22 protein-coding genes are annotated in these 25,711 nt (G+C 32.8%); 11 read left to right on the top strand and 11 right to left on the bottom strand.

Going from position 1 to position 25,711, the window contains the following annotated elements:
- Positions 1-13: 13 nt before the first annotated feature.
- From purN to purE, 9 genes are read right to left on the bottom strand one after another with little or no spacing between them, the layout of a single operon-like run.
- Positions 14-580, bottom strand: coding sequence for a phosphoribosylglycinamide formyltransferase (gene purN / locus ACVBFA_RS08735; RefSeq protein ID WP_002475231.1), 567 nt, complete (start codon positions 578-580; stop codon positions 14-16).
- Positions 580-1,611: a phosphoribosylformylglycinamidine cyclo-ligase gene (gene purM / locus ACVBFA_RS08730; RefSeq protein WP_002446153.1), complete on the bottom strand. Its 1,032-nt coding sequence runs from the start codon at positions 1,609-1,611 to the stop codon at positions 580-582. The genes purN and purM overlap by 1 nt, the downstream gene beginning before the upstream one ends.
- Entirely contained in the window at positions 1,604-3,088 is a 1,485-nt protein-coding gene (gene purF / locus ACVBFA_RS08725) for an amidophosphoribosyltransferase (RefSeq protein WP_002486592.1), read from the bottom strand. The genes purM and purF overlap by 8 nt, the downstream gene beginning before the upstream one ends.
- On the bottom strand, positions 3,067-5,256 hold the full coding sequence (gene purL / locus ACVBFA_RS08720; protein WP_126122420.1) for a phosphoribosylformylglycinamidine synthase subunit PurL: 2,190 nt from the start codon (positions 5,254-5,256) through the stop codon (positions 3,067-3,069). Before purL ends, purF begins: the two co-directional genes overlap by 22 nt.
- The gene (purQ, locus tag ACVBFA_RS08715) at positions 5,249-5,920 is read right to left on the bottom strand and encodes a phosphoribosylformylglycinamidine synthase I (RefSeq protein ID WP_002475236.1); all 672 of its coding nucleotides are present in this window, start codon (positions 5,918-5,920) and stop codon (positions 5,249-5,251) included. Before purQ ends, purL begins: the two co-directional genes overlap by 8 nt.
- Before the next feature lies 1 nt (position 5,921).
- On the bottom strand, positions 5,922-6,182 hold the full coding sequence (gene purS, locus ACVBFA_RS08710) for a phosphoribosylformylglycinamidine synthase subunit PurS (RefSeq protein WP_002446149.1): 261 nt from the start codon (positions 6,180-6,182) through the stop codon (positions 5,922-5,924).
- Complete coding sequence (purC, locus tag ACVBFA_RS08705; RefSeq protein ID WP_002486585.1) at positions 6,182-6,886, bottom strand: phosphoribosylaminoimidazolesuccinocarboxamide synthase; 705 nt, start codon at positions 6,884-6,886, stop codon at positions 6,182-6,184. Before purC ends, purS begins: the two co-directional genes overlap by 1 nt.
- Positions 6,887-8,014 carry a 5-(carboxyamino)imidazole ribonucleotide synthase gene (purK, locus tag ACVBFA_RS08700; protein ID WP_002486595.1) on the bottom strand — a complete coding sequence of 376 codons (1,128 nt, stop codon included), beginning with the start codon at positions 8,012-8,014 and terminating at the stop codon, positions 6,887-6,889.
- The gene (purE, locus tag ACVBFA_RS08695) at positions 8,001-8,483 is read right to left on the bottom strand and encodes a 5-(carboxyamino)imidazole ribonucleotide mutase (protein WP_002457464.1); all 483 of its coding nucleotides are present in this window, start codon (positions 8,481-8,483) and stop codon (positions 8,001-8,003) included. Before purE ends, purK begins: the two co-directional genes overlap by 14 nt.
- A 204-nt stretch (positions 8,484-8,687) precedes the next feature.
- On the opposite strand from purE, the gene folD reads away from it, so the two are divergent.
- The 7 genes from folD (at position 8,688) to rihC (ending at position 15,859) form a co-directional block, all read left to right on the top strand.
- Positions 8,688-9,548: a bifunctional methylenetetrahydrofolate dehydrogenase/methenyltetrahydrofolate cyclohydrolase FolD gene (gene folD / locus ACVBFA_RS08690; RefSeq protein ID WP_002486581.1), complete on the top strand. Its 861-nt coding sequence runs from the start codon at positions 8,688-8,690 to the stop codon at positions 9,546-9,548.
- Between the two features lie 373 nt (positions 9,549-9,921).
- Positions 9,922-10,239, top strand: a complete 318-nt coding sequence (locus ACVBFA_RS08685; RefSeq protein ID WP_001831741.1) for a DUF5011 domain-containing protein — start codon at positions 9,922-9,924, stop codon at positions 10,237-10,239.
- Between the two features lie 536 nt (positions 10,240-10,775).
- Complete coding sequence (qoxA, locus tag ACVBFA_RS08680; protein WP_001831736.1) at positions 10,776-11,900, top strand: cytochrome aa3 quinol oxidase subunit II; 1,125 nt, start codon at positions 10,776-10,778, stop codon at positions 11,898-11,900.
- Positions 11,900-13,888, top strand: coding sequence for a cytochrome aa3 quinol oxidase subunit I (gene qoxB, locus ACVBFA_RS08675; protein ID WP_001831713.1), 1,989 nt, complete (start codon positions 11,900-11,902; stop codon positions 13,886-13,888). Before qoxA ends, qoxB begins: the two co-directional genes overlap by 1 nt.
- Entirely contained in the window at positions 13,878-14,483 is a 606-nt protein-coding gene (gene qoxC / locus ACVBFA_RS08670) for a cytochrome aa3 quinol oxidase subunit III (RefSeq protein ID WP_001831738.1), read from the top strand. The genes qoxB and qoxC overlap by 11 nt, the downstream gene beginning before the upstream one ends.
- Positions 14,480-14,770 carry a cytochrome aa3 quinol oxidase subunit IV gene (gene qoxD, locus ACVBFA_RS08665; RefSeq protein ID WP_001831700.1) on the top strand — a complete coding sequence of 97 codons (291 nt, stop codon included), beginning with the start codon at positions 14,480-14,482 and terminating at the stop codon, positions 14,768-14,770. Before qoxC ends, qoxD begins: the two co-directional genes overlap by 4 nt.
- Before the next feature lie 180 nt (positions 14,771-14,950).
- On the top strand, positions 14,951-15,859 hold the full coding sequence (rihC, locus tag ACVBFA_RS08660; RefSeq protein ID WP_447158811.1) for a ribonucleoside hydrolase RihC: 909 nt from the start codon (positions 14,951-14,953) through the stop codon (positions 15,857-15,859).
- A 156-nt stretch (positions 15,860-16,015) separates the two neighbouring features.
- Here the strand turns inward: rihC and ACVBFA_RS08655 are convergent, their stop codons facing one another.
- Complete coding sequence (locus ACVBFA_RS08655; RefSeq protein WP_002486583.1) at positions 16,016-17,218, bottom strand: serine hydrolase domain-containing protein; 1,203 nt, start codon at positions 17,216-17,218, stop codon at positions 16,016-16,018.
- Between the two features lie 800 nt (positions 17,219-18,018).
- Here ACVBFA_RS08655 and ACVBFA_RS08650 point away from each other — a divergent pair.
- The 4 genes from ACVBFA_RS08650 (at position 18,019) to ACVBFA_RS08635 (ending at position 24,997) form a co-directional block, all read left to right on the top strand.
- Entirely contained in the window at positions 18,019-19,257 is a 1,239-nt protein-coding gene (locus tag ACVBFA_RS08650) for an LCP family protein (protein WP_002499354.1), read from the top strand.
- A 47-nt stretch (positions 19,258-19,304) separates the two neighbouring features.
- Positions 19,305-19,775 carry a DUF2538 family protein gene (locus tag ACVBFA_RS08645; protein ID WP_002458054.1) on the top strand — a complete coding sequence of 157 codons (471 nt, stop codon included), beginning with the start codon at positions 19,305-19,307 and terminating at the stop codon, positions 19,773-19,775.
- Positions 19,776-20,327: 552 nt separating this feature from the next.
- Positions 20,328-20,750 (top strand): GNAT family N-acetyltransferase, encoded by a 423-nt coding sequence (locus ACVBFA_RS08640; RefSeq protein ID WP_002486578.1) that lies wholly within the window; start codon positions 20,328-20,330, stop codon positions 20,748-20,750.
- Between the two features lie 239 nt (positions 20,751-20,989).
- Positions 20,990-24,997, top strand: a complete 4,008-nt coding sequence (locus ACVBFA_RS08635) for an N-acetylmuramoyl-L-alanine amidase (protein WP_126122677.1) — start codon at positions 20,990-20,992, stop codon at positions 24,995-24,997.
- 238 nt (positions 24,998-25,235) lie between these two features.
- Here the strand turns inward: ACVBFA_RS08635 and ACVBFA_RS08630 are convergent, their stop codons facing one another.
- Positions 25,236-25,655, bottom strand: a complete 420-nt coding sequence (locus tag ACVBFA_RS08630) for a MarR family transcriptional regulator (RefSeq protein WP_001831691.1) — start codon at positions 25,653-25,655, stop codon at positions 25,236-25,238.
- Positions 25,656-25,711 lie beyond the last annotated feature (56 nt).

Here is a 25,711-nt window from a genome sequence, read left to right as displayed (position 1 = left end):
ATAAGATACTCCTCTATTTAATGATTTTAGCTATAACTCTTGGATAAAGTTCATATTCTAAATGTTTTACTCTATCTTCTAATTGTTCTTTAGTATCGTCCGGTTTTATATCACATTGCTGTTGTTCAATAATTTCTCCCGTATCCATCCCACTATCTACATAATGGACAGTTGATCCAGTGACAGTATCTCCACTCTCTAACGCTTGTCCTATGGCATCTAAACCTTTGAATTTAGGTAATAATGAGGGATGTATATTTAATATCCGTCCTTCATAAGCTTGTAATAAGTCTTGTCCAATTAATCTCATATAACCAGCTAATACAATCCACTGAACTTCCTCACTGGATAATAATTTAAGTAGATGCTGTTCATATAAAGATTTGGATGAAAAGTCTTTTGGCTTGTTAATATGAATTGGAATATTTAAATTTTTAGCTCTATCAATACAGGGTACCCCTTCATTATCTGTATACAATGCCGTTACATTGATACCAGACAATTGCCCTGATTGAATATGTTTTACGATATTTTCAAAGTTACTACCTGATCCTGAGGCAAAAATCGCGATATTGGTCACTATTCTACCTCCAATAAATGAATAGGTGTATCATCATCTTTTATAATTTCACCAATTTCATATGCAGTTGTATCCATTGCACGTAACGTTGTTAATGTTGTTTGAACATCTTTTTTGTCAACAATAACTATATATCCAATGCCCATATTAAATATGTTATACATTTCATTCGTTGAAATGTTGCCCTGTTTTTGAAGCCAATCGAAGACTTCTAACGTTGGGAATGATTGTGTATCTATTTTTGCTGATAAACCTTTAGGAAGGGCACGCGGAATATTTTCATAAAAACCTCCACCGGTAATATGGCTCATCGCTTTGATATCAACATGTTTCTTTAATTCAAGAATAGGCTTTACATACAATTTTGTTGGTGCAAGGAAGGTTTCTAAAAAGGTTTGACCATTAAATTGATCATGTAATTGAACTCCTGACTCTTTTATCATTTTTCTGACTAGACTATAACCATTGGAATGAATACCATTTGAAGCTAAACCAATAATTGCTTGTCCTTCTTCAACATTCGAACCATCAATATAGTCCTCTTTCTCTACAGCGCCTACTGCAAAACCAGCAATATCATATTCACCTTCATGATACATTTCTCCCATTTCAGCAGTTTCACCGCCTATAAGTGCCGTATTGGTTTGTTCACAACCGTCACTTATACCTTTAACGATTTGCTCTATGGTACTTGGCACTACTTTATTCGTGGCAATATAGTCTAAAAAGTATAAAGGCTCAGCACCTGTTGTTAAAATATCATTTACACACATTGCGACAGCATCAATACCAATTGTGTCATGCTTTCCATAGTCAATTGCTAATTTTAACTTTGTACCCACACCGTCAGTACCTGATACCAGAACTGGCGCTTTCATATTTAATTGGGACAAATCAAATGTTGCACCAAATCCACCTAAACCACCTAATACTTCTTTACGCAATGTACGTTCAACATGACTTGTTATTCTCTCAACTGCTTCATATCCTGCTTGAATATTTACACCAGATTCCTCATATGCTTTAGACATGCAAATTTCCCTCACTATCAAAATAATGTTTATTATTAGCTATATATGATTTTTGACGTTCACTTAAATGCTTTTTATAATTTTTTTCATAATCGTAAAGTCCTGCTGGATAATCACCTGTAAAACTTTCTACACACAAGCCATGATATGGCGCATCATAATCAAGTCCTATAGACTCGATTAAGCCATCAACACTTAAATAAGCAAGAGAATCTGCACCAATATGATTTTTAATTTCCTCCGGAGACTTACTTGCTGAGATGAGTTCAGCTGTTGTAGATACGTCAATACCATAAAAACTAGGGAACATAAATTCGGGAGAAGCAATTCTTACGTGAATACGGTTAGCTCCTGAATCCTTAAGCATTTTAACTATGCGTTTAATCGTTGTACCTCGAACAATCGAATCATCTACAAGTACGATATCTTTACCATCAACAATATCCTTAACAGCCGACAGTTTTACACGTACACCTTGCTCTCTTAATTCCTGAGTAGGTTGTATAAAAGTTCGAGCAACATATTGATTTTTAACTAGTCCCATTTCATATGGCAGTCCTATTTCTTCAGCATAGCCACTTGCTGCAGATAATGATGAATTAGGTACGCCTATTACCATATCTGCTTTTGCTGGGTTTTCCTGTGCTAAACGTTTACCTGATGCTTTTCGTACTGCATGAACATTTTTTCCAGCAATCGTTGAATCAGGTCTCGCAAAATAAATATATTCCATAGCTGATATTGCAGTTGTCGTTTGTCTAGTGTATGTCTTAACTTCTATACCTTTATCCGTAATAACTACATACTCACCTGCATGGATATCTTGTACAAATTCAGCACCTAAAACATCAATCGCGCATGTTTCACTTGCTAAAATATAAGCACCGTTCTCCATTTTTCCAACTACTAATGGTCGAATAGCATTAGGATCTACTGCACCGTACAACGCATCTTTTGTTAGGATGGCAAAAGTAAATCCACCCTTAATGAGTCGCAAACTCTCTTTCAATGCTTCTTCAAATGTCGGCGCCTTACTGCGACGAATTAAGTGCATAATGACTTCAGTGTCAGAAGATGAATGGAAAATCGCACCTTGTTCTTCTAAATTTTGACGTAGTGATTTAGCATTAATTAAATTACCGTTGTGACATATACCTACGCTCATATCATAAAAGTGATATAAAAATGGTTGGATATTTTCAATGCCTTTATTACCAGAGGTTGCGTAACGAACATGTCCTATCGCATGTGGATAACCTTTTATATTTGACATATGTTCGTCTTTAATTGCTTCAGTTAATAAGCCTAATCCTCGTTCACCTTTTAGCGTTTCGTGATTTGAAACTACAATACCTGCACCCTCTTGACCTCTGTGTTGCAAACTATGTAGACCCATATATGTTAACTGTGCTGCTTCAGGATGATTCCAAATACCGAAAACGCCACATTCTTCATTTAATCCTGAGTAGTTAGACATTGAACTATAGCCCCTTCCCATTTTTGTTTGATATCTGAAACGTTTTCTTTTATTTTTACGTCTGAGTTTGATATATCAAATGACTGCTGATGAGTTAATTGCCCAATTTCTTGAGCTTGATCTATATCCAACGTTTGCCCTTCTTTAACAATCACAATATATCGTCCTTGAGTTTCACTAAATAATTGTGCATTGGTCACATCTAATTGAGCTTGCATACCTAAATGATAATGGGCACTAATTTTAGCTAAAGTAACTAATAAGCCTCCCTTACCAACCGTTTGTACATGAGATGCAATGCCATTACGAATAGCCTGTTTGATTGATTTTCCTTTTGAAACTTCATCACTTAAATCAATAGATTCGAACTCATGATTAACTGATCCATACAACAATTTTTCCAATTGACTGCCACCAAAGTCATCACGTGTTTCACCAACTAAATAAATTTTATCTCCTGCTTTAGGTTTAAACTCTTTTAGATAGCTCACGTCTTCAATAAGACCAACCATACCTACGACAGGTGTAGGGAAGATAGAGGTTCCACGTGTCTCGTTATATAATGAAACATTTCCTGAAACTACAGGAGTTTGAAGCACTTCACAAGCTTCTGACATCCCTTTTGTTGAATCTATTAATTGTTGATAGATTTCTTTCTTTTCTGGAGAACCATAGTTTAGACAATCAGTCATAGCTAATGGTGTCGCCCCTACTGCAATCAAATTTCGATAGGCTTCAGCAACAACCATTTTCCCACCTTCATAAGGTTGGTTGAAAACATAACGTGCTTCACCATCTATAGTTGAAGCAATAGCTTTTTGTGTTCCTTCTACGCGCACAACTGAAGCTTGTAAACCTGGCTTAATAATTGTATTTGCTCCTACTTGTTGATCGTATTGTTCATATAAATGATGTTTAGATGCTATTGTAGGGTGTTGTAATAACTTGATAAACGTATCATGTACATCTATATTGCTGTAATCGTTTTTAGATGTATTGTATTCCTTTTCTTCCCCTTCTAAAATATACACTGGTGCTTCATCAGCAAGAGGTTGCACAGGAATGTCTGCATACACTTCATCATCGTATGTAAGCACGAATCTGTCAGTGTCTGTTACTTCGCCTATTACTGCACTATCTAGTTCGTGTTTATTGAATAAATCTAAAAACTTTTGTTCTGTACCTTTTTCTACAACTAACAGCATTCTTTCTTGTGTTTCAGAAAGCATCATTTCATATGGGGAAATTCCTGGTTCTCTTGTTGGAACTTGATCAAGTCTTAAATGTAAACCACTACCACCTTTAGCTGCCATTTCAGATGAAGATGAAGTTAAACCAGCTGCTCCCATATCTTGTATACCTACTAGTTCATCAAAGGTAATTGCTTCTAATGTTGCTTCCATTAGCTTTTTGCCTACAAATGGATCACCAATTTGTACTGAAGGTCTTTTACTTTCACTTTCCTCAGTAAGTTCTTCAGATGCAAATGTTGCGCCATGAATACCGTCACGCCCAGTTTTTAAACCTACATATATAACGGAATTACCAACACCCTTAGCTGTTCCTTTTTGGACCATATCATGATCAATAATTCCTACACACATAGCATTGACTAATGGATTACCATCATAGCGTTCATCAAATTCAATCTCTCCAGCCGTAGTAGGAATGCCAATACAGTTTCCATATCCCCCAATACCACTTACAACACCTTTAAGTAATCGTTGATTTTGTTTTACAGTTAACTCACCAAAACGAAGACTATTTAGTAAATTAATTGGACGAGCACCAATTGAAACAATATCTCTAATAATACCTCCAACTCCAGTTGCCGCACCCTGATAAGGTTCAATTGCAGATGGATGATTGTGAGACTCGACTTTAAATACTACGGCTTGATTATCGCCTATATCTACAACACCTGCACCTTCTCCTGGTCCCATTAATACGTGCTCTCCTGTCGTAGGAAATTGTTTTAAAAATGGTTTAGAATGTTTATATGAGCAATGTTCGCTCCACATCACTGAGAAAATTCCTACTTCTGTGAAGTTGGGTTCTCTACCAAGAATTTCAACCACTTTGTCATATTCTTTATCACTTAATCCCATATCTTGATAAAGTTTTTCAAGTTTAATCTCTTCATTACTTGGTTCAATAAATTTAGACATTTTGTTCCCTCCAACTTTTCACCATTGATTCAAACAATTTCACACCGCTATTTGTTCCTAACAATGTTTCAAGTGCGCGTTCAGGGTGTGGCATCATCCCACAAACGTTACCCTCTTTATTAACTATTCCTGCAATATCTTCATAAGATCCATTAGGGTTATTCGTATATTTAAGGATAATTTGATTGTTGTCGTTGAGTTCACGATATATTTCATCAGTACAATAATAATGACCTTCACCATGTGCTACAGGATAAACAACATTCTCATTTTTCATATATAAATGCGTAAAAGGTGTTTGATTATTAGTAATTTTTAAATTTTCGTTTCTACTAATAAATAAATGTGAGTCATTATGAAGTAATGCGCCTGGTAACAATCCAATCTCAGTTAAAATTTGAAACCCATTACATACTCCTAAAACAGGCTTACCTTCTTTCGCAAATCGCTTAACTTCTTTAATAATCGGAGCAACACTTGCCATAGCTCCTGATCTCAAATAATCACCAAATGAAAAACCACCAGGTATTAAAACACCATCAAAACCATCTAAAGTCGTTTCACGATAATCGACATATGCTGCATCAACACCTGATTTAATAGCTGCATTATACATGTCTCTATCGCAGTTTGAACCAGGGAACACAAGAACTGCAAATTTCATATTATGCTTGCTCCTTTTCATCAATAACTTTATAGCTATATTCTTCAATGACTGTATTGGCAAATAACTTTTCACTTAGTGTCGTAATAATATTATCAACAGCTTCGTCAGTTGGTTCATTAACTGTCATATACAAAACTTTACCTACTCGAATGTCATTCACTTGTTCATAACCAAGATCGTGAACTGCTCGGTTTAAAGCTTGTCCTTGTGTATCTAAAACCTGTGGTTGTAAAGTGATATGTAGTTCAATCGTTTTCATTATTTAAGATCCTCCAATTTATTTAAAAATGTTTGATAAGTTTCAATAAGCGAGCCAGTGTTGTTTCTATATACATCTTTATCAAAGTTAGTATCCGTATTTTTATCCCATATTCTGCAAGTGTCGGGAGAGATTTCATCTGCAAGTAAAATTTTTCCACTATTGGTTTTACCAAATTCAACCTTAAAATCTACAAGTCTCAAACTCATTTCATTCATCAATTGAATCAGTACTTGGTTAATGTCTTTAGCCATTTGTTTAAGTTGTGTTATTTCTTCATCGTTCGCTATGCCGAGTAATTTTACATGGTCATCAGTAATAAGCGGATCATTAAGTTCATCTTTTTTGTAGAAGAATTCTACTAAAGGTTCTTCAAATTTATGCCCTTTTTTAAAACCAAGACGCTTTGTTATCGAACCAGTGGCAATGTTTCTAACAACTACTTCTAAAGGTATAATATCAACTTGTTGGACGAGTTGTTCTGTTTGTGATAGTTGTTTAATAAAGTGATTGTCAATATGATTATGAGTTAAATAATCAAATATAATAGAAGTAATTTGATTATTTAACTTACCCTTGCCAATCATAGTATCTTTTTTTGCACCGTTTCCTGCTGTTACTTCATCTTTATATTCAACTCGTAATTGACCATCAATATTTGTCGTGAATACTCTTTTAGCTTTACCTTCATATAACAATGACACTTACTTGTCTCTCCCTTCAAATTTCATTAACATATATTGTTCTGTTTGATTGACATCATCCGTCAGTAAAGTCATATGTCCCATTTTTCTATCAGGTTTTCTTTCTTTCTTACCGTAAATGTGAATATGCCAATCTGGGTGTCTGCTAAATTCATTTTCAAGCAAATCCAAATCCCGACCTAATAAATTCATCATTACTGTTGGCTTTAATAATTCAATAGCTTGCGGAAGTTTTTGACCAGTTATGGCTAGAATATGTGTATCAAACTGTGAGTAATCACAAGCTTCTATAGAATAGTGTCCAGAATTATGTGGTCTAGGTGCAATTTCATTTACATATAAGTTATCTTCTTTATCAATAAAGAATTCTACTGTAAAGGTTCCAACAAAATGTATTGCGCGAGTGATTTTCTCAACTTCCTTACGTGCTTCATATTCTTTATCAGTTCTTGCCGGAACGACTGTTTTAAATAATATTTGATTTTGATGCTCATTTTCTTGAAGAGGAAAGTATGTTGTTTGTTGTTCATTTCCAATTGTTACTGTAAGAGATACTTCCTTTTTAATATCAAGATATTGTTCAGCAACACATTCTTGCTTCTCAACTAACTGATATGCTTCGTCTAATTCCGAATCATCTCTTACCAAAATTTGTCCTTTACCATCATATCCACCAAAACGTGTTTTCACTATGAACGGAAAGCCTAATTTGTCTATGGCTTTTAATAAGTCTTGATTAGTTTGAATTTGTATAAAGGGAACAATTTGAGTATTTGCTTCTAGTAATGTTTGCTTCTCGGTTAGCCTATCTTGTAATAGTTCAATAGCTTGGTAACCTTGAGGAATATGATATAACTGAGTGAGTTTTTTTAATTGTTCAGACGAAATATTTTCAAACTCGTAAGTAACAACATCAGAATTTTCACCTAACTGATTTAAGGCTTGCTCATCATCATAATTTGCATGAATAAACTGATGTGCGACATAGCGACATGGGCAACTTTCATTAGGATCTAAGACAATCACCTTATAACCCATTTTTTGAGCCGACTGAGCCATCATTTTTCCTAACTGCCCTCCGCCAATGATTCCTATTGTCGCGCCAAATTTAAGTTTACTGAAGTTCATTTTGCATTTCCTCCACTTTTGCGACTAAAGATTTTTCATAATTTTCCAAATTATTTTGAACTGATTCATTTGTTATTCCTAACATTCTTGCCGCTAATATCCCAGCATTTTTAGCACCTGATTTTCCAATTGCTGTGGTTGCAACTGGTATACCACCAGGCATTTGGACGATAGATAGTAATGAATCTAAACCTTTTAGACTTTTAGATTCGATTGGTACACCAATCACAGGCAATGTTGTCATGGAAGCTACCATTCCAGGTAAGTGTGCTGCTCCCCCTGCACCGGCAATGATGATATCAAAACCATTTTGACGTGCTTGACGAGCGAAATTGAACATCATTTGAGGCGTACGATGAGCTGAAACGACTTTCTTTTCGTACGGTATTTCAAATTCTTCAAGCATCGAACAACTTTCTTTCATAATTTTCCAATCTGAGGAACTGCCCATAATGACTGCTACTTTCACTTTGTACACCCTTTCGAAACTTTTGGATTGTTATTAGGAATAGTTGTATATTACACATATAGCATAACAATCCATTCGGTATTTTTCAATCAAAAATCGAACTTTAACACTTATTTAAATATTAATTTACGTATTTTGACTATCATTTTCTTTTTGATTAATGTTAAAGTTAAGATATTAATTAACAATTAGGAGGAATTTAAGGTGGTTGCTAAAATTTTAGATGGTAAGCAAATAGCAAAAGAATATAGACAGAGACTTAAAAATCAAGTCAATGAATTAAAAGAACATGGTTTTACTCCAAAATTATCAGTCATACTAGTTGGTAATGATGGTGCAAGCCAAAGTTATGTAAAATCAAAGAAAAAAGCAGCAGAAAAAATTGGAATGATATCTGAAATTGTTCACTTAGACGAATCCACGTCAGAAGAAGAAGTTTTAAGCGAACTTAATCGATTAAACAATGACGATACTGTTAGTGGTATTTTAGTTCAAGTGCCATTACCTAAACAGGTAAGCGAACAAAAAGTACTTGAAACTATCAATCCGAACAAAGATGTAGATGGTTTCCATCCAATAAATATTGGAAAATTGTATATTGATGAGCAAACCTTTGTACCATGTACACCCCTAGGTATTATGGAAATTTTAAAACACGCAGATATTAATTTAGAAGGGAAAAATGCAGTTGTTATTGGTCGTAGTCATATTGTTGGCCAACCTGTTTCAAAGTTATTGTTGCAAGCTAACGCAACTGTTACGATTTTACATTCACGTACAAAAAATATGAATGCACACTTAAAACAAGCAGATGTGATTGTTAGCGCAGTAGGACAACCTGGTTTAGTTACTAAAGAAAATGTTAAAGAAGGCGCAGTAATTATAGATGTTGGTAATACACCTGATGAAAATGGTAAATTAAAAGGAGATGTAGCATATGATGAAGTAAAAGAAATAGCTAGTGCAATTACTCCGGTACCAGGTGGTGTTGGTCCTTTAACTATTACAATGGTACTTAATAACACCCTTCTTGCAGAGAAATTAAGACGTGGCTTAACAAAATAATATCAGTGAAAAAGCCCGTGACATGAATACGTAGTCATGGACTTTTTCTGTATTACTTCCAAACCATAAATGAGTTGAACATAAGTTTATGAGTTGATTTTATTCTATTTTTTCTTTATCAATCATTTAAATATAACAACGAATTTTCGTCTAATTCACAATACTTATTAATTGAGCACTAAACTTCGAATTCAATTTCAGTAAATGTTTTCAAACAATTCACAATTTACATAATCTTTATCAAATTTTCATAAAAAGGATTTAATTTTTATGTTGATTAAGTTATATTAAGACCATAGTATGATGTCGGCAAAATAAAAATAGGGTATATTAAACTTAAATTATAGATGATTCAATAGACGGAGGTTAAGTTATGAACAAATTACTACAGTCATTATCAGCACTTGGAGTTTCAGCTACATTAGTGACACCCAATTTAAATGCAGAAGCCACTACTAATACTGAACCTCAATTAAAAGGTGTTAACGATATCGTTATTGAAAAAGGACAAGAATATAATTTACTTAAAGGCATAAGTGCTTACGATAAAGAAGACGGCGATCTTACTCATAAAATCAAAATTGATGGTCAAGTTGATACATCCAAAGCAGGTAAGTATAAAGTGAAATACCAAGTTACCGATTCTGATGGTGCTGAAAAAACTTCTATAAGAAATATTGAAGTAAAATGAACCTCTCCTCTTAATCACACATAATCTTTGTTTAATTTCTACCTATTATACATTTTAATGAAATATAAATTACGAGAACGTTTATACAAAAATGAATTGTATAAGCGTTTATTTTTGTAATTAGAAATTATTTCATATGGCTATGCATCAGTTAAGAGAACATTCAATCAATAAACTAAAACGATATATCCAACTATTAGCCTGCCTAAAATCAGACACATCTTATAGACATATTCTTCTACTTAATTCTTTCTATATAAGATTATATTTTTCTATAAGTAATATTCCTTTTTTGTATCTAATTGATAAGATTTATCAATAATGTGTTGTATTACATGTAATTTTGCTAAATTTGTCTATTTTCACAAAATGTACACATAATTTTAACAAATCTTACAAACCCCGTCATATCTAGGACTAACAGACCTCAATTATATTAATAAATAATTTTTTTTGAACATACTCTTGTAAATATTGTGTAATAAACTAAAATTATTGGTAAGCCCTACATTTGTAGTATTAGGAGGTCAAAAAAAGTGTCAAAATTTAAGTCTTTGCTTCTATTATTTGGCACACTAATTTTACTTAGTGGTTGTTCAAATATAGAAGTTTTTAATGCAAAAGGGCCAGTAGCAAGCAGTCAGAAATTCTTGATTATCTATTCAATAATCTTCATGCTTGTTATTGTTGCTGTAGTGCTTTCCATGTTCGCTATTTTTATTTTTAAATATAGCTACAAAAAGAATAGCGAATCTGGTAAGATGCACCACAATTCTTTAATTGAAACAATTTGGTTTGTGGTACCTATTTTAATCGTAATTGCTTTAGCTATTCCTACAGTTAAAACTTTATACGATTATGAAAAACCACCAGAAAAAGACAAAGATCCACTTGTCGTTTATGCAGTAAGTGCTGGCTATAAATGGTTCTTTGCCTACCCTGATCAACATATTGAAACTGTTAACACATTAACAATTCCTAAAGATCGACCAGTTGTATTCAAGCTTCAATCTATGGATACAATGACAAGCTTCTGGATTCCACAATTAGGTGGTCAGAAATATGCCATGACTGGTATGACTATGAATTGGACTTTAACAGCTGATCAATTAGGTACTTTCAGAGGTCGTAACTCAAACTTCAATGGTGAGGGATTCTCTCGTCAAACATTTAAAGTTCACTCTGTAAGTCAAAATGATTTTGATAAGTGGGTAAAAGAAGCTAAAGGTAAGAAAACTTTAAGTCAAGATACTTTTGATAAGCAACTCTTACCAAGCACTTCTAACAAAGAATTAACATTCAGTGGTACTCATATGGCGTTTGTTGACCCTGCGGCTGATCCAGAGTATATCTTCTACGCTTACAAACGTTACAACTTTGAACAAAAAGATCCTAACTTCACAGCTGAAGAGGATTTATACAAAGATGTAAAAGATAAACCAATCAAACCTGCTCGTAAGGTTCATATAACAAACCCTAACTATGAACGTCATGGTATGAAACCTATGATCCTCGGCAACAATGAAAAATACGATAATGAGTTCAAAAAAGAAGAGGATCATAACTCTAAAGAAATGGAAAAAATTTCTAAGGGAGCAAAAGACGAAAATGCGTCTAAACTTCACAAAAAAGAACACGATGATCATGGAGGTGGACATTAATGAATTTTCCATGGGATCAACTACTAGTTAAAGGAAATTGGATGATTATCTCAGCACAAATTGCTGCGCCATTCTTAGTCATCGGCCTTATAGCAGTTATATCTTATTTCAAATTATGGAAATATCTATATAAAGAATGGTTCACATCCGTAGACCATAAAAAAATCGGTATCATGTATTTAATTTCTGCCGTATTAATGTTCGTTCGTGGTGGTATCGATGCGTTAATGTTACGTACTCAATTAACAATTCCAGATAACAAATTCTTGGAAGCAAACCACTATAATGAAGTATTTACTACGCACGGCGTAATTATGATTATATTTATGGCTATGCCATTTATCTTTGGTTTATGGAATGTTGTTATTCCATTACAACTTGGTGCACGCGATGTTGCCTTCCCTGTAATGAATAACGTTAGTTTCTGGCTATTCTTCGCTGGTATGATTTTATTCAACCTATCATTTATTGTAGGTGGATCACCAGCTGCTGGTTGGACTAACTACGCACCACTTGCTGGTGAATTCAGTCCAGGTCCAGGTGTTAACTATTATTTAATTGCAATTCAAATATCTGGTATCGGATCGTTAATGACTGGTATCAACTTCTTTGTTACGATTCTAAGATGTAAAACGCCAACAATGAAGTTTATGCAAATGCCAATGTTCAGTGTAACAACATTCATTACAACATTAATCGTTATATTAGCATTCCCAGTGTTCACTGTAGCACTTGCTTTAATGACTGCTGATAGAATTTTTGGAACTCAGTTCTTCACTGTAGCAAATGGCGGTATGCCAATGCTTTGGGCAAACTTCTTCTGGGTATGGGGGCACCCTGAAGTTTATATCGTTATTTTGCCAGCATTCGGTATGTACTCAGAAATCATCCCTACTTTTGCCCGTAAACGTTTATTCGGTCATCAAAGTATGATTTGGGCAACTGCAGGTATCGCATTCTTAAGTTTCTTAGTTTGGGTTCACCATTTCTTCACTATGGGTAATGGTGCGTTAATTAACTCATTCTTCTCTATCTCAACAATGTTAATCGGTGTTCCAACCGGAGTTAAACTATTTAACTGGTTGCTCACATTATATAAAGGTAGAATTACATTTGAGTCACCAATGCTATTCTCATTAGCATTCATCCCTAACTTCTTATTAGGTGGGGTTACTGGTGTAATGCTTGCAATGGCATCAGCTGACTATCAATATCACAATACTTATTTCTTAGTAGCTCACTTCCACTATACATTGGTTACTGGTGTAGTATTTGCCTGCTTAGCTGGTTTAATCTTCTGGTATCCAAAAATGATGGGCTACAAGTTAAATGAAACATTAAACAAATGGTGCTTCTGGTTCTTCATGATCGGATTTAACGTTTGTTTCTTACCACAATTCATTCTAGGTTTAGATGGTATGCCACGTCGTCTATACACTTACATGCCTTCTGATGGTTGGTGGTTACTAAACTTCATCTCAACTATCGGTGCAGTATTGATGGCAATTGGATTCTTATTCCTAGTTGCAAGTATCGTTTATAGTCATATCAAAGCTCCACGTGAAGCTACTGGAGATAACTGGGATGGACTTGGTCGTACTTTAGAGTGGTCTACAGCATCAGCTATTCCACCTAAATACAACTTTGCTATCACTCCTGATTGGAATGACTACGATACATTCGTTGATATGAAGGAACATGGTCGTCATTATTTAGACAACCATAACTACAAAGATATTCATATGCCAAACAATACTCCAGTAGGATTCTGGATGGGTATATTTATGACTATTGGTGGTTTCTTCTTAATCTTCGAATCTATTGTTCCAGCACTTATCTGTTTAGCAGGTATCTTCATTACTATGATTTGGAGAAGTTTCCAAATTGATCATGGTTACCACATCCCTGCTTCAGAAGTTGCAGAAACTGAAGCTCGTTTAAGAGAAGCTCGAATTAAAGAAAGGGAGGCTGTAAGTCATGAGTCATGATGCAAATACTATTGATTCTCGTACACACGAAGGCGAATTAAATAAACTTGGCTTTTGGATTTTCCTTACAGCTGAATTTGCGTTATTCGGTACCCTATTTGCAACGTTATTAACGTTACAACATGGTGGCGGATATGGTGGTAAATTAACTACCGATTTATTCGAATTACATTTGATTTTAATAATGACTTTTGCATTATTAATTAGTTCTTATACTTGTGGTATTGCAATTTACTACATGCGACAAGAAAAGCAAAACTTAATGATGTTTTGGATGATTATCACAGTTATCCTAGGTCTTGTATTCGTAGGTTTTGAAATTTACGAATTCGCACACTATGCTTCTGAAGGTGTTAACCCAACTATTGGCTCCTTCTGGTCTAGTTTCTTTATATTACTAGGTACGCACGGTGCACACGTATCATTAGGTATTGTTTGGGTTATTTGTTTGTTAATTCAAATCGGAACTCGTGGTTTGGATTCATACAATGCTCCTAAATTATTTATAGTAAGTTTATACTGGCACTTCCTAGATGTTGTTTGGGTCTTCATCTTTACTGCCGTATATATGATAGGGATGGTGTATAGCGGATGAATACAATCGTAAAACATACAGTAGGTTTTATTGCTTCTATCGTACTAACGCTTTTAGCAGTTTTTGTAACTCTATACACTAATATGACATTCCATGCTAAGGTAACTATCATCTTTGGTTTTGCTTTCATTCAAGCTGCCCTTCAATTATTAATGTTCATGCATTTAACTGAAGGTAAAGATGGACGTTTACAATCGTTCAAAGTTATCTTTGCAATTATCATTACTTTAGTAACTGTTATCGGAACATACTGGGTAATGCAAGGTGGACACTCTTCTCACTTATAAAGATGAGTTTTCCAAGGTTGATTTCAATAAAGAATGAATTTGAATATATTTGTTCTTTATTGATTCATTTCCACCTTATATGTAAAGAGCCTGAGACTTAAAAGTCTCAGGCTCTTTTTATATCGTAACAATCCCATACCATGTTATGCTTTAATTATTACGATATACGGAGATGATGATATGTCTATTCCCATTATAATTGATACAGATCCTGGTATAGATGATGCTACAGCAATTAGTATCGCACTGTCACACCCTCAATTTGACGTTAAAATGATATCAACTGTGAATGGTAATGTAGGTATTGAGAAAACGACAGCAAATGCACTAAAGCTTAAAAAGTTTTTTAATAGTTCTGTTCCTGTACATAGAGGCGCATCCCAACCATTGATTAATGACATTTTTGGAGCTACATCAATTCATGGTGAGTCTGGTATGGATGGTTACAATTTTCCACAAATAAATCAAGATGATTTAACATCGATTCATGCAGTTGAAGCAATGAAAAATCTATTAGTAAATACTCAAGAACCTTTAACCTTGATTGCCATAGGTCCACTTACAAATATTGCTATTCTATTAACTAGTTATCCTGAAGTTCAACCATTTATTAAGGAAATTGTTTTAATGGGTGGTAGTACCGGTAGAGGCAATGTAACGCCTTTAGCTGAATTTAATATATATTGTGATCCAGAAGCTGCTCAAATTGTATTTAACTCTGGATTACCTTTGACTATGATTGGTCTTGATTTGGCTCGTGAAGCATTGTTTACTCACCATTTTGTAAAAGACTTCAAAGATACAAATGCAACTTCAAGCATGTTATATAATTTATTTCAGCACTATAAGAGTGAAGATTTTGATATAGGATTCAAATTATACGATGTATTCACTATATTATATTTGTTGGATCCAGAAGCCTTTAATGTCAAGGAGGCGTATACTCAAATAGAATTAAGTGGCAACTTTACAAGAGGAGCCACAGTGGTAGATTTTAATACGGAGTATCCCAATTGTACAGTTGTTTTAAGTCCTGTTGAAAGACAGTATGAGGATTTATTCTTAAACGCCTTTTCTTATTGTAAATAATTAAATTGCAATTTGAATGTTATTTTATTAATCATATAACAAATGCCCGGTTACACTTCACATTGAAGTCCCGGGCATTCGTTATATATAATTTATTGAAGACTAACCTTGTAAATAAAAAATAACGAGTCTAATCCATTATTAACAAAATTACAATTACTCAACTTTAACACCTGCTGTATTATAAGGCTTTTTCTGGTCAAGAATATTATAGAAAATATGTCTCATTTTGTTTTCATTACTTACTAATCCAGGTGTATTACTTACATTCGTCCCTAAAATGACAATATAACGATCATTAAAGTAAACAGTAAATATTTGACCAAAGAATACCCCGTTGACTCTATTTAAATACGGAGTTATGTAAAAACCATATCTATATTCTTCTGGATATTCTTGAGTCCCAAATTCATGTAAAATAGGTCGAGTTTGACGCGCATTAAAGATTTTATTTTGTTGCAATGTATAAATTAATTTGCCCATATCATGTGGCGTCATATATAAATTACCAGCTCCATAATATTGATCTAATATATTAGGTTTAAGGAATGAAAAAGTATTATTTTTAAACTTATAACCTTTTGCCATCTCACTTTGAAGAGGTTTTTCGTCATAAAAAGCAGTATGTTTGAGATTATATTTATTACCTAATCGTTCATAATAATTTTTAACATATGGTTTTCCAGTAACATTTTCAATAACTTTAGCTAAAACTAAATAATTAGCATCATTATACTGATGCTTATGATAAACTGTATCATCAATACCTCGAGCTTGAATTGCTCTAACAGCTTGTTCTAAATTTTTGATATTAGTTGAAGCTTCATATTTATATAGTCCACTTTTATGTAACATTAAATCTTTAATTGTAATTTCTTTATTTGTTTTAAACCAAGGAATATATTTAGTGACTGAATCTTGCAAATTCACTTTATTTTCGACTTCAAGTTGTTTTAGCATTAAACCTGTTGTAAATTTTTGCGCTGATCCTATTAAATACATTGTATTTGCAGTGTTCTTTTTACCTTTCTCTATATCTTGATAACCGTATCCTTTATTCATTTTCACTTTTCCATTATCAAATACAGCTACAGTTCCATTAAATTGAGTTTTTTCTAAATATTTGTTTATCGATTTAGAAATGGGATCTTTTTTATCATATTTAGTTTTTAGTTTTTTAGGCTTCTCAACAGTCTTATCTCTCTTTTCAATATAATTCGTATTTCCACTTTCTTGACTTAACGTTTGTTTTTTTAATTCTAGGTGTCTTGTCCATTCAACACCTAATATACCTATTGACACGACTAAAGTTAATAATACGATAATAAAAAATACGATTTTAAATTTATTTAATTTCATCTTTATTGTTTGCCTCACACTTTAATGTCTTAAAATTTTTTGACTATTCACATCATATGTCAATATATTATTCGTTATCATTTTTAAGGTTAAACCCCAAAATACTTGAATAAATAATTACCTGATGAGATATCTAAAATAAATGCTTATATATTTTGCTAGCTAAAATGGTAATGACTTTTTTATTTAATCACACGACTACACTTAACCGATTAGAAAGTTTTAAATATTTTAACTGTAAATTCATAATACTCTGGTTATCTTTGACATATCCAGTTACTTTTAATAATTTCAATGCAACTAATATTATGATATTCATAACGTCAATGAATACACATACTTGTTCAAGAACGTTATAATATATCTAACTACTATGTTAATTAATAAATACTTTTTTGATTATCAGATTTAAGATTCGTAATTAAAGAATATTACTTACATATATATTTTATGAACAACTAATCCGTCTGCGCTTTGTTATAACAATGTTTATAGCTATTAAGCTAAAGTTTATTATAACTTAAAGCCATAAACAAATCACTTTAATTAGATAATACACTTATTTAAAAATAAATCTATAGTACTTTGGTACTATATGAAAATTAAGTTAAGCAATAAGTTGTTTAACTCAATGTTATAATCATTCATCAATAATATTTTGTAATAATAAAATGTTGATGAGAGTTGTAATTTGATTAATAAAGTAATACAATTTAAGGCTATAGTGTACTTAATAAATCATAACTTTTTATGTATCAATCATTTGTGAAATATTTAAAATTTAACTAGGAGTACTAACAATGAACAAATTTTTAAAATATTTTTTAATATTATTATCTTTTGGTCTCCTCGTTGTTCCAATTATTTTTGCTACTCAATTATATCAAAGTTCAGAATCTGCATTTGAGTCATCTCAAAACACTAAAGATTCTCAACGAAAGTCTACTTTAAGAGATACAAAAGTTGATCCTGAAAAACAACCTATATCAATTTTATTCTTAGGTATAGACGATAATGAAGGTAGAGAAAAAAACGGGCAAAGTGTAGAACATTCTAGGTCAGATGCTATGATATTATCTACTTTTAATCAGAAAAATCATCAAATAAGAATGCTAAGCATACCTAGAGATACAATCAGTTATATACCTAAAGTTGGCTATTACGATAAAATAACACATGCGCATGCATATGGTGGACCTCTTGCTGCTATGGATTCAGTTGAAGCAACAATGAATGTACCGGTAGATTATTATGTGCGTATTAATATGAAAGCCTTTGTTGAAGCAGTTGATGAATTAGGTGGTATATATTATGACGTACCGTATAATCTAAATGAACCTAACAGTGATGATACTGGTAGAATTAAAATCAAAAAAGGATACCAAAAGCTAAACGGCGACCAAGCATTAGCTGTAGCTCGAACTCGACATCATGATTCAGACCTTAAACGTGGTCAAAGACAAATGGAACTTATTAAAATATTGTTCCAAAAAGCTCAAAATTTAAATTCTATAGATAAACTTGACAATGTTATTAGTATTGTAGGGAAAAATGCTAAACATAATTTAACTCAGAAAGAAATTAAGTCTCTAGCAAAAATGTATCTTGGTGGTAACACTGAAATTAAAACATCACAACTTAAAGGTAAGGATGACTACTTAAATGATATATACTATTACCACCCAAGCGTAAAAAGTATTATGGAATATTCAAATCTTTTACGTAATGATTTAGGTTTATCTAAAATAACAAACAAAAACGATTTCTTAGATCAAAGAGTCATTAAACGATATGGTTCACTCGTACCCCTAACAGAATTAGATGAAGACTTATTACGTAAGAACCAAAAGGAATCGACTGATAGTCAGAAAGAGTCTTCTTCATCATCACAAAATAATGATGAAGAAGATCAAACTAACGAACAAACAGACCAAAATACTTTAAACGGGAACGAGCAGTATCCAAATCAACAATACAACAATCAGAACAATGGTGAAAATGGTATGATAAATAATGACAATTATCCTTACGCACAATAAAAGCTATATAAACTTATGTGGTAAATATACTTAAAAGGAGCGCAAATATGAGTCGTAAAACATATGAAAAAATTGCTAGTATAAATGGTATGTTCAACGTACTTGAACAACAAATCATTCATAGTAAAGATATGGCATTATTTAGGAATGAATTTTTCTATGTAAACCATGAACACAGAGAAAATTATGAAGCGCTTTTGATCTACTACAAGGATAGTTTAGATAATCCCGTTGTAGATGGCGCATGCTACATTCTTGCTTTACCTGAAATATTTAATAAGGTTGATGTGTTTGAGTCTGATTTACCTTTTACCTGGGTTTATGATGAAAATGGGCTCACTGATACCATGAAGAGTATCAGTGTCCCCCTTCAATATCTTATTGCAGCCGCTTTGGAAGTGACTGATGTAAATATATTTAAGCCTTCAGGTTTTACTATGGGCATGAACAATTGGAATATTGCCCAATTACGTATTTTTTGGCAATACTGCGCTATCGTTAGAAAAGAGGCTTTATAATACTATCAATTAGTAATAAACTTATCGTTTTTTAATTCTTTGGTTTATAAATTATATATTTTTCTAATTATCAGAGTGAGGTTAGGACATAATTCCTAACAAAAGAGCCAGTAAATGAGTTTTTTTAAATTCATTTGCTGGCTCTTTATTTATAATACTTCGTATTGTTGGCTCTCTTTCTTAGGGGACAGCTTCAGTCTGTAGTCTTCAACTTGTCTTGTTCCCTTATGAGTCTCGCCAAAATATTTTGCCTTTACCATGTAATTTAACATTGAAATACTTAAAAAATAAGGCTCTTTCGTATAATTTGATAAATACCACTAAACAAAATTAACGAGATACCTAATGTATAAAGACTATAATATGACTCAACTTAATTTACAAAGGAAACTTCAGTACTTATTCCCGCAAATGATATTTCACGACATGACCGGACTCATTCTTTTTTTGTGATGAACTAATTATGAATTTATAATGAACCTGCTTTATTTCATTTTCAATATGGTTAAAATAATTTTTAAAGGGAAAACCAGTGAAAATGGAGGTGATACTGTGTTTCAAATAGCAAAAAACGAAAGGATGCTAGAGGATTGCTTTGAAATAAGAAAATGTGTTTTCGTCAAAGAACAAGGCGTACCACTCGAAAATGAATTTGATCAATATGAAGATTACTCATTCCATATAGTGGGATATATAAATGGAGTTCCTATGGCAACTGCTAGAATTAGATCTTTGAATACTCATGTTTGCAAAATTGAACGCGTAGCAATCATCAAGTGGTATCGCGGTCTTGGCTACGGTAAAAAATTAATACATGCTATTGAAACAATTGCAAAAAAACACCAATATAATAAACTCACTATGAATGCTCAATTACAAGCTCGAGACTTTTACTTAAAACTAGGTTACTCACCTTTTGGCAAAGTATTCTTAGAAGAAAATATAAAACATATTAGTATGAATAAGTTTTTATAAATCGATTTACATTCTATATACAAACTTAGCAATTTTAAAAATTGTAATAATCTTTATGTAGCTTACAAGCTTATAATAAACGTAAATAGTGATTTGACAATGTTCACAGCATAAAAAACAATATTTCTGTTTGAGGCACAGGTTAAAATTACATTACAAATATGTTAAAAGCCATACAGTGTTAAGCCTTAAAGATTATAATTGAAACAAATCATATTAATGCGAGGAGTAAGAAATAAATGGCGAAGAAATTCAATTACAAATTACCGTCTATGGTTGCTTTAACGTTATTTGGCACAGCTTTTACTGCACATCAAGCAAATGCTGCTGAACAACCACAGGATCAGTCTAATCATAAAAATGTATTAGATGATCAAACTGCCCTCAAACAAGCAGAAAAAGCTAAAAGCGAAGTTACACAATCAACTACAAATGTATCTGGTACACAAACATATCAAGACCCTACCCAAGTTCAACCTGAACAAGATACACAAAGTACTACATATGATGCATCATTAGATGAAATGAGCACTTATAATGAAGTTTCATCAAATCAAAAGCAACAATCTTCATCAATAAATGATGAGAATCAAAATCAAACGAATTCTTCTACAAAAAATCAACAAGAAGAAACAAATCATTTGATAAAAGAAGATAAAACATCCACTGATACAAATCAATTACAGGAGACACAATCTGTAGCAGATGAAAATGAGAAAGATTTAGGAGCTAACGCGGGTACTGAACAACAAGACAAGAAGATGACAGCAAGTCAACCTTCCGAAAATCAAGCAATTGAAACTCAAACTTCTTCTTATGATAATGAAAGCCAACAAAAAAGTCAGCAAGTAACTTCTGAACAAAATGAAACTGTTACACCTAAAGTATCAAATACAAACGCATCTGGTTATAATTTTGATTACGATGATGAAGACGATGATAGCTCAACAGACAATTTAGAGCCTATCTCATTAAACAATGTGAATGCTACATCTAAACAAACTACTTCATATAAATATAAAGAGCCAGCTCAACGTGTAACAACTAATACTGCAACAAAAGAAACGGCATCTAATCAAGCGACTGTAGATACAAAGCAATTCACCCCATTTAGTGCAACTGCTCAACCGAGAACAGTTTATTCTGTATCTAGTCAAAAAACATCATCATTACCGAAATACACACCAAAGGTTAATTCTTCAATAAATAACTATATTCGTAAAAAGAATATGAAAGCACCAAGAATTGAAGAAGATTATACGTCATATTTCCCTAAATATGGCTATAGAAACGGCGTAGGACGTCCTGAAGGTATCGTTGTTCATGATACTGCAAATGATAACTCAACAATCGATGGCGAGATTGCCTTCATGAAACGTAATTACAACAGTGCATTCGTACACGCATTTGTTGATGGCAATAGAATTATAGAAACAGCTCCGACAGACTATTTATCTTGGGGTGCAGGTCCTTACGGAAATCAACGTTTTATCAATGTTGAAATCGTCCATACACATGATTATGATTCATTTGCACGTTCAATGAACAACTACGCTGATTATGCTGCAACACAATTGCAATATTATAATTTAAAACCTGATAGCGCTGAAAACGATGGAAGAGGAACAGTTTGGACACATGCTGCTATCTCAAACTTCTTAGGAGGTACTGACCACGCTGACCCTCACCAATATTTAAGAAGCCACAATTATAGCTATGCAGAATTATATGACTTAATTTATGAAAAATATTTAATTAAAACGGGTCAAGTAGCACCTTGGGGAACAACATCTACAAAACCGTCACAACCTTCTAAACCATCAGGAGGAACTAATAATAAGTTAACTGTATCTGCTAATCGTGGTGTTGCTCAAATTAAACCAACAAATAATGGCTTATATACAACTGTTTATGACAGTAAAGGTCATAAGACTGATCAAGTACAAAAAACTCTATCCGTTACTAAAACTGCAACATTAGGAAATAACAAATTCTATTTAGTTGAAGACTACAATAGCGGTAAAAAATACGGTTGGGTTAAACAAGGTGATGTTGTTTATAACACTGCTAAGGCACCAGTAAAAGTGAATCAAACATATAATGTTAAAGCAGGGTCAACACTTTACACAGTTCCTTGGGGTACACCAAAACAAGTTGCTAGCAAAGTATCTGGTACTGGAAATCAAACTTTTAAAGCAACTAAACAGCAACAAATTGATAAAGCGACGTATCTTTATGGTACAGTGAATGGTAAATCTGGTTGGATTAGTAAATACTACTTAACTTCAGCATCTAAACCTAGCAATCCAACTAAACCTTCAACAAATAACCAATTAACAGTGACTAACAATAGTGGTGTTGCTCAAATCAATGCAAAAAATAGTGGCTTATACACTACAGTTTATGACACTAAAGGAAAGACAACAGATCAAATCCAACGTACATTGTCAGTGACAAAAGCTGCCACACTTGGTGATAAAAAATTCTATCTAGTTGGTGATTATAATACTGGTACAAATTATGGTTGGGTAAAACAAGATGAGGTCATTTACAATACAGCTAAATCACCTGTAAAAATCAATCAAACATACAACGTCAAACCTGGTGTTAAATTCCACACAGTACCTTGGGGCACATATAATCAAGTGGCTGGAACAGTTTCAGGTAAGGGCGATCAAACTTTTAAAGCAACTAAACAACAACAAATTGATAAAGCAACATATCTTTATGGTACAGTGAACGGTAAATCTGGTTGGATTAGTAAATACTATTTAACTACACCATCAAAAGTTCAAACTTTGTCTACTCAATCAACACCAGCACCTAAACAAGTACAATCATCTACACAAACTGTAAATCAAATTGCTCAAGTGAAAGCTAATAATTCTGGAATAAGAGCATCCGTATATGATAAAACAGCCAAAAGTGGTACGAAATACGCAAACCGTACATTCCTTATCAATAAACAACGTACTGAAGGTAATAACACGTATGTACTACTGCAAGATGGAACAAGTAATACGCCATTAGGATGGGTAAACATTAATGATGTGACAACTCAAAATATTGGAAAACAAACTCAGTCTATAGGTAAATATTCAGTAAAACCTACAAATAATGGTCTATATTCTATTGCTTGGGGTACTAAAAACCAACAATTACTAGCACCTAATACGCTAGCCAATCAAGCATTTAATGCTTCCAAAGCTGTTTACGTTGGCAAAGATTTATATCTTTACGGAACAGTCAATAACAGAACAGGATGGATTGCTGCTAAGGATTTAATCCAAAACAGTACTGACGCTCAGGCAACACCATATAACTATACTTTTGTTATCAATAATAGTAAAAGTTATTTCTATATGGATCCAACAAAAGCAAACCGATATTCTTTAAAACCATATTATGAACAAACTTTCACAGTCATTAAGCAAAAAAATATTAATGGCGTAAAATGGTACTATGGACAACTTTTAGACGGTAAATATGTTTGGATAAAATCAACTGACTTAGTTAAAGAAAAAATTAAATATGCATATACTGGAATGACTTTAAATAACGCGATAAATATCCAATCTCGTCTTAAATATAAACCACAAGTACAAAATGAGGCTTGGAAATGGTCAAATGCCAATTATAGTCAAATTAAAAATGCTATGGATACAAAGCGTTTAGCTAATGATTCATCCTTAAAATATCAATTCTTACGTTTAGATCAACCACAATACTTGTCAGCACAAGCTCTCAATAAATTATTAAAAGGCAAAGGTGTACTTGAAAACCAAGGTGCTGCATTTAGCCAAGCAGCACGTAAGTATGGTCTAAATGAAATTTATCTTATCTCACATGCTTTAGTAGAAACAGGTAATGGAACTTCACAACTTGCTAAAGGCGGAGATGTTTCAAAAGGTAAATTCACAACTAAAACAGATCACAAATACCATAATGTCTTTGGAATTGGTGCATTCGACAATAATGCACTTGTAGATGGTATTAAATACGCTAAAAATGCTGGATGGACTTCTGTCTCTAAAGCAATCATTGGTGGCGCTAAATTCATTGGAAATTCATACGTGAAAGCAGGACAAAATACGCTATATAAAATGCGTTGGAATCCTGCAAGCCCCGGTACGCATCAATATGCAACTGATATTAATTGGGCAAATGTCAACGCACAAGTATTAAAACAATTTTATGATAAAATTGGTGAAGTCGGTAAGTACTTCGAAATTCCAACATACAAATAAATATGAAGTAAGGCAGCTCTCATAGTTAATGAAAGTAGAGTTGCCTATTTTTTTGATGATTATTTATCATGTCACTACTTCGAATATGACAGATGCTAAATATTAAACTTTTTCAAATAAAAAAAGCTAAGCACACTTATATGTAATTTAATATTACAATTCAGTTGCTTAGCTTTATATGTTTATATATAATTGAATGTATTTTACACTTAACATCATAATTAAAAACTGGTATATATCAGATGAAAATATGTCTACTATTAAGTTTGTTTAATAATTGATTTAAACTTGCAATTTCGTCTGAAGATAAACATTGACATCTCGCTTCAATTAACTCGCATCTCGCCGTGTTAATTTGCTGAATTAAAGCCCTTGCTTCTTCAGTTAATATTAGTTCTTTACATCGTAAATCTTCATGAGATTGTTGACTCATGATATAACCTTTTTGGACTAACTTTTTAATCCATCTTGATACAATTGATTGTTCCCTACTAATCTTCATAGTTAAATCGTATTGAGATAAACGATCATAATTATATAAAATACGTAGTAACTCTAATTGTTCAGAAGTAATGTCAGTTCGTTGACCAAAGCGTCTATTAACTAAATTCAAATCATTATTTGTCAGTGTGATAAGTTTTTCAAGTTGTTTATACATGTTGTTCTACTCCACTATATTAAGTTAATAATATTATATGCCTTATTTATAAATTA

This window comes from Staphylococcus sp. MSU001, assembly GCF_052976705.1.
The sequence above is the reverse complement of the archived record's forward strand: the minus strand, read 5'-3'. Positions and strand labels throughout refer to the sequence as shown.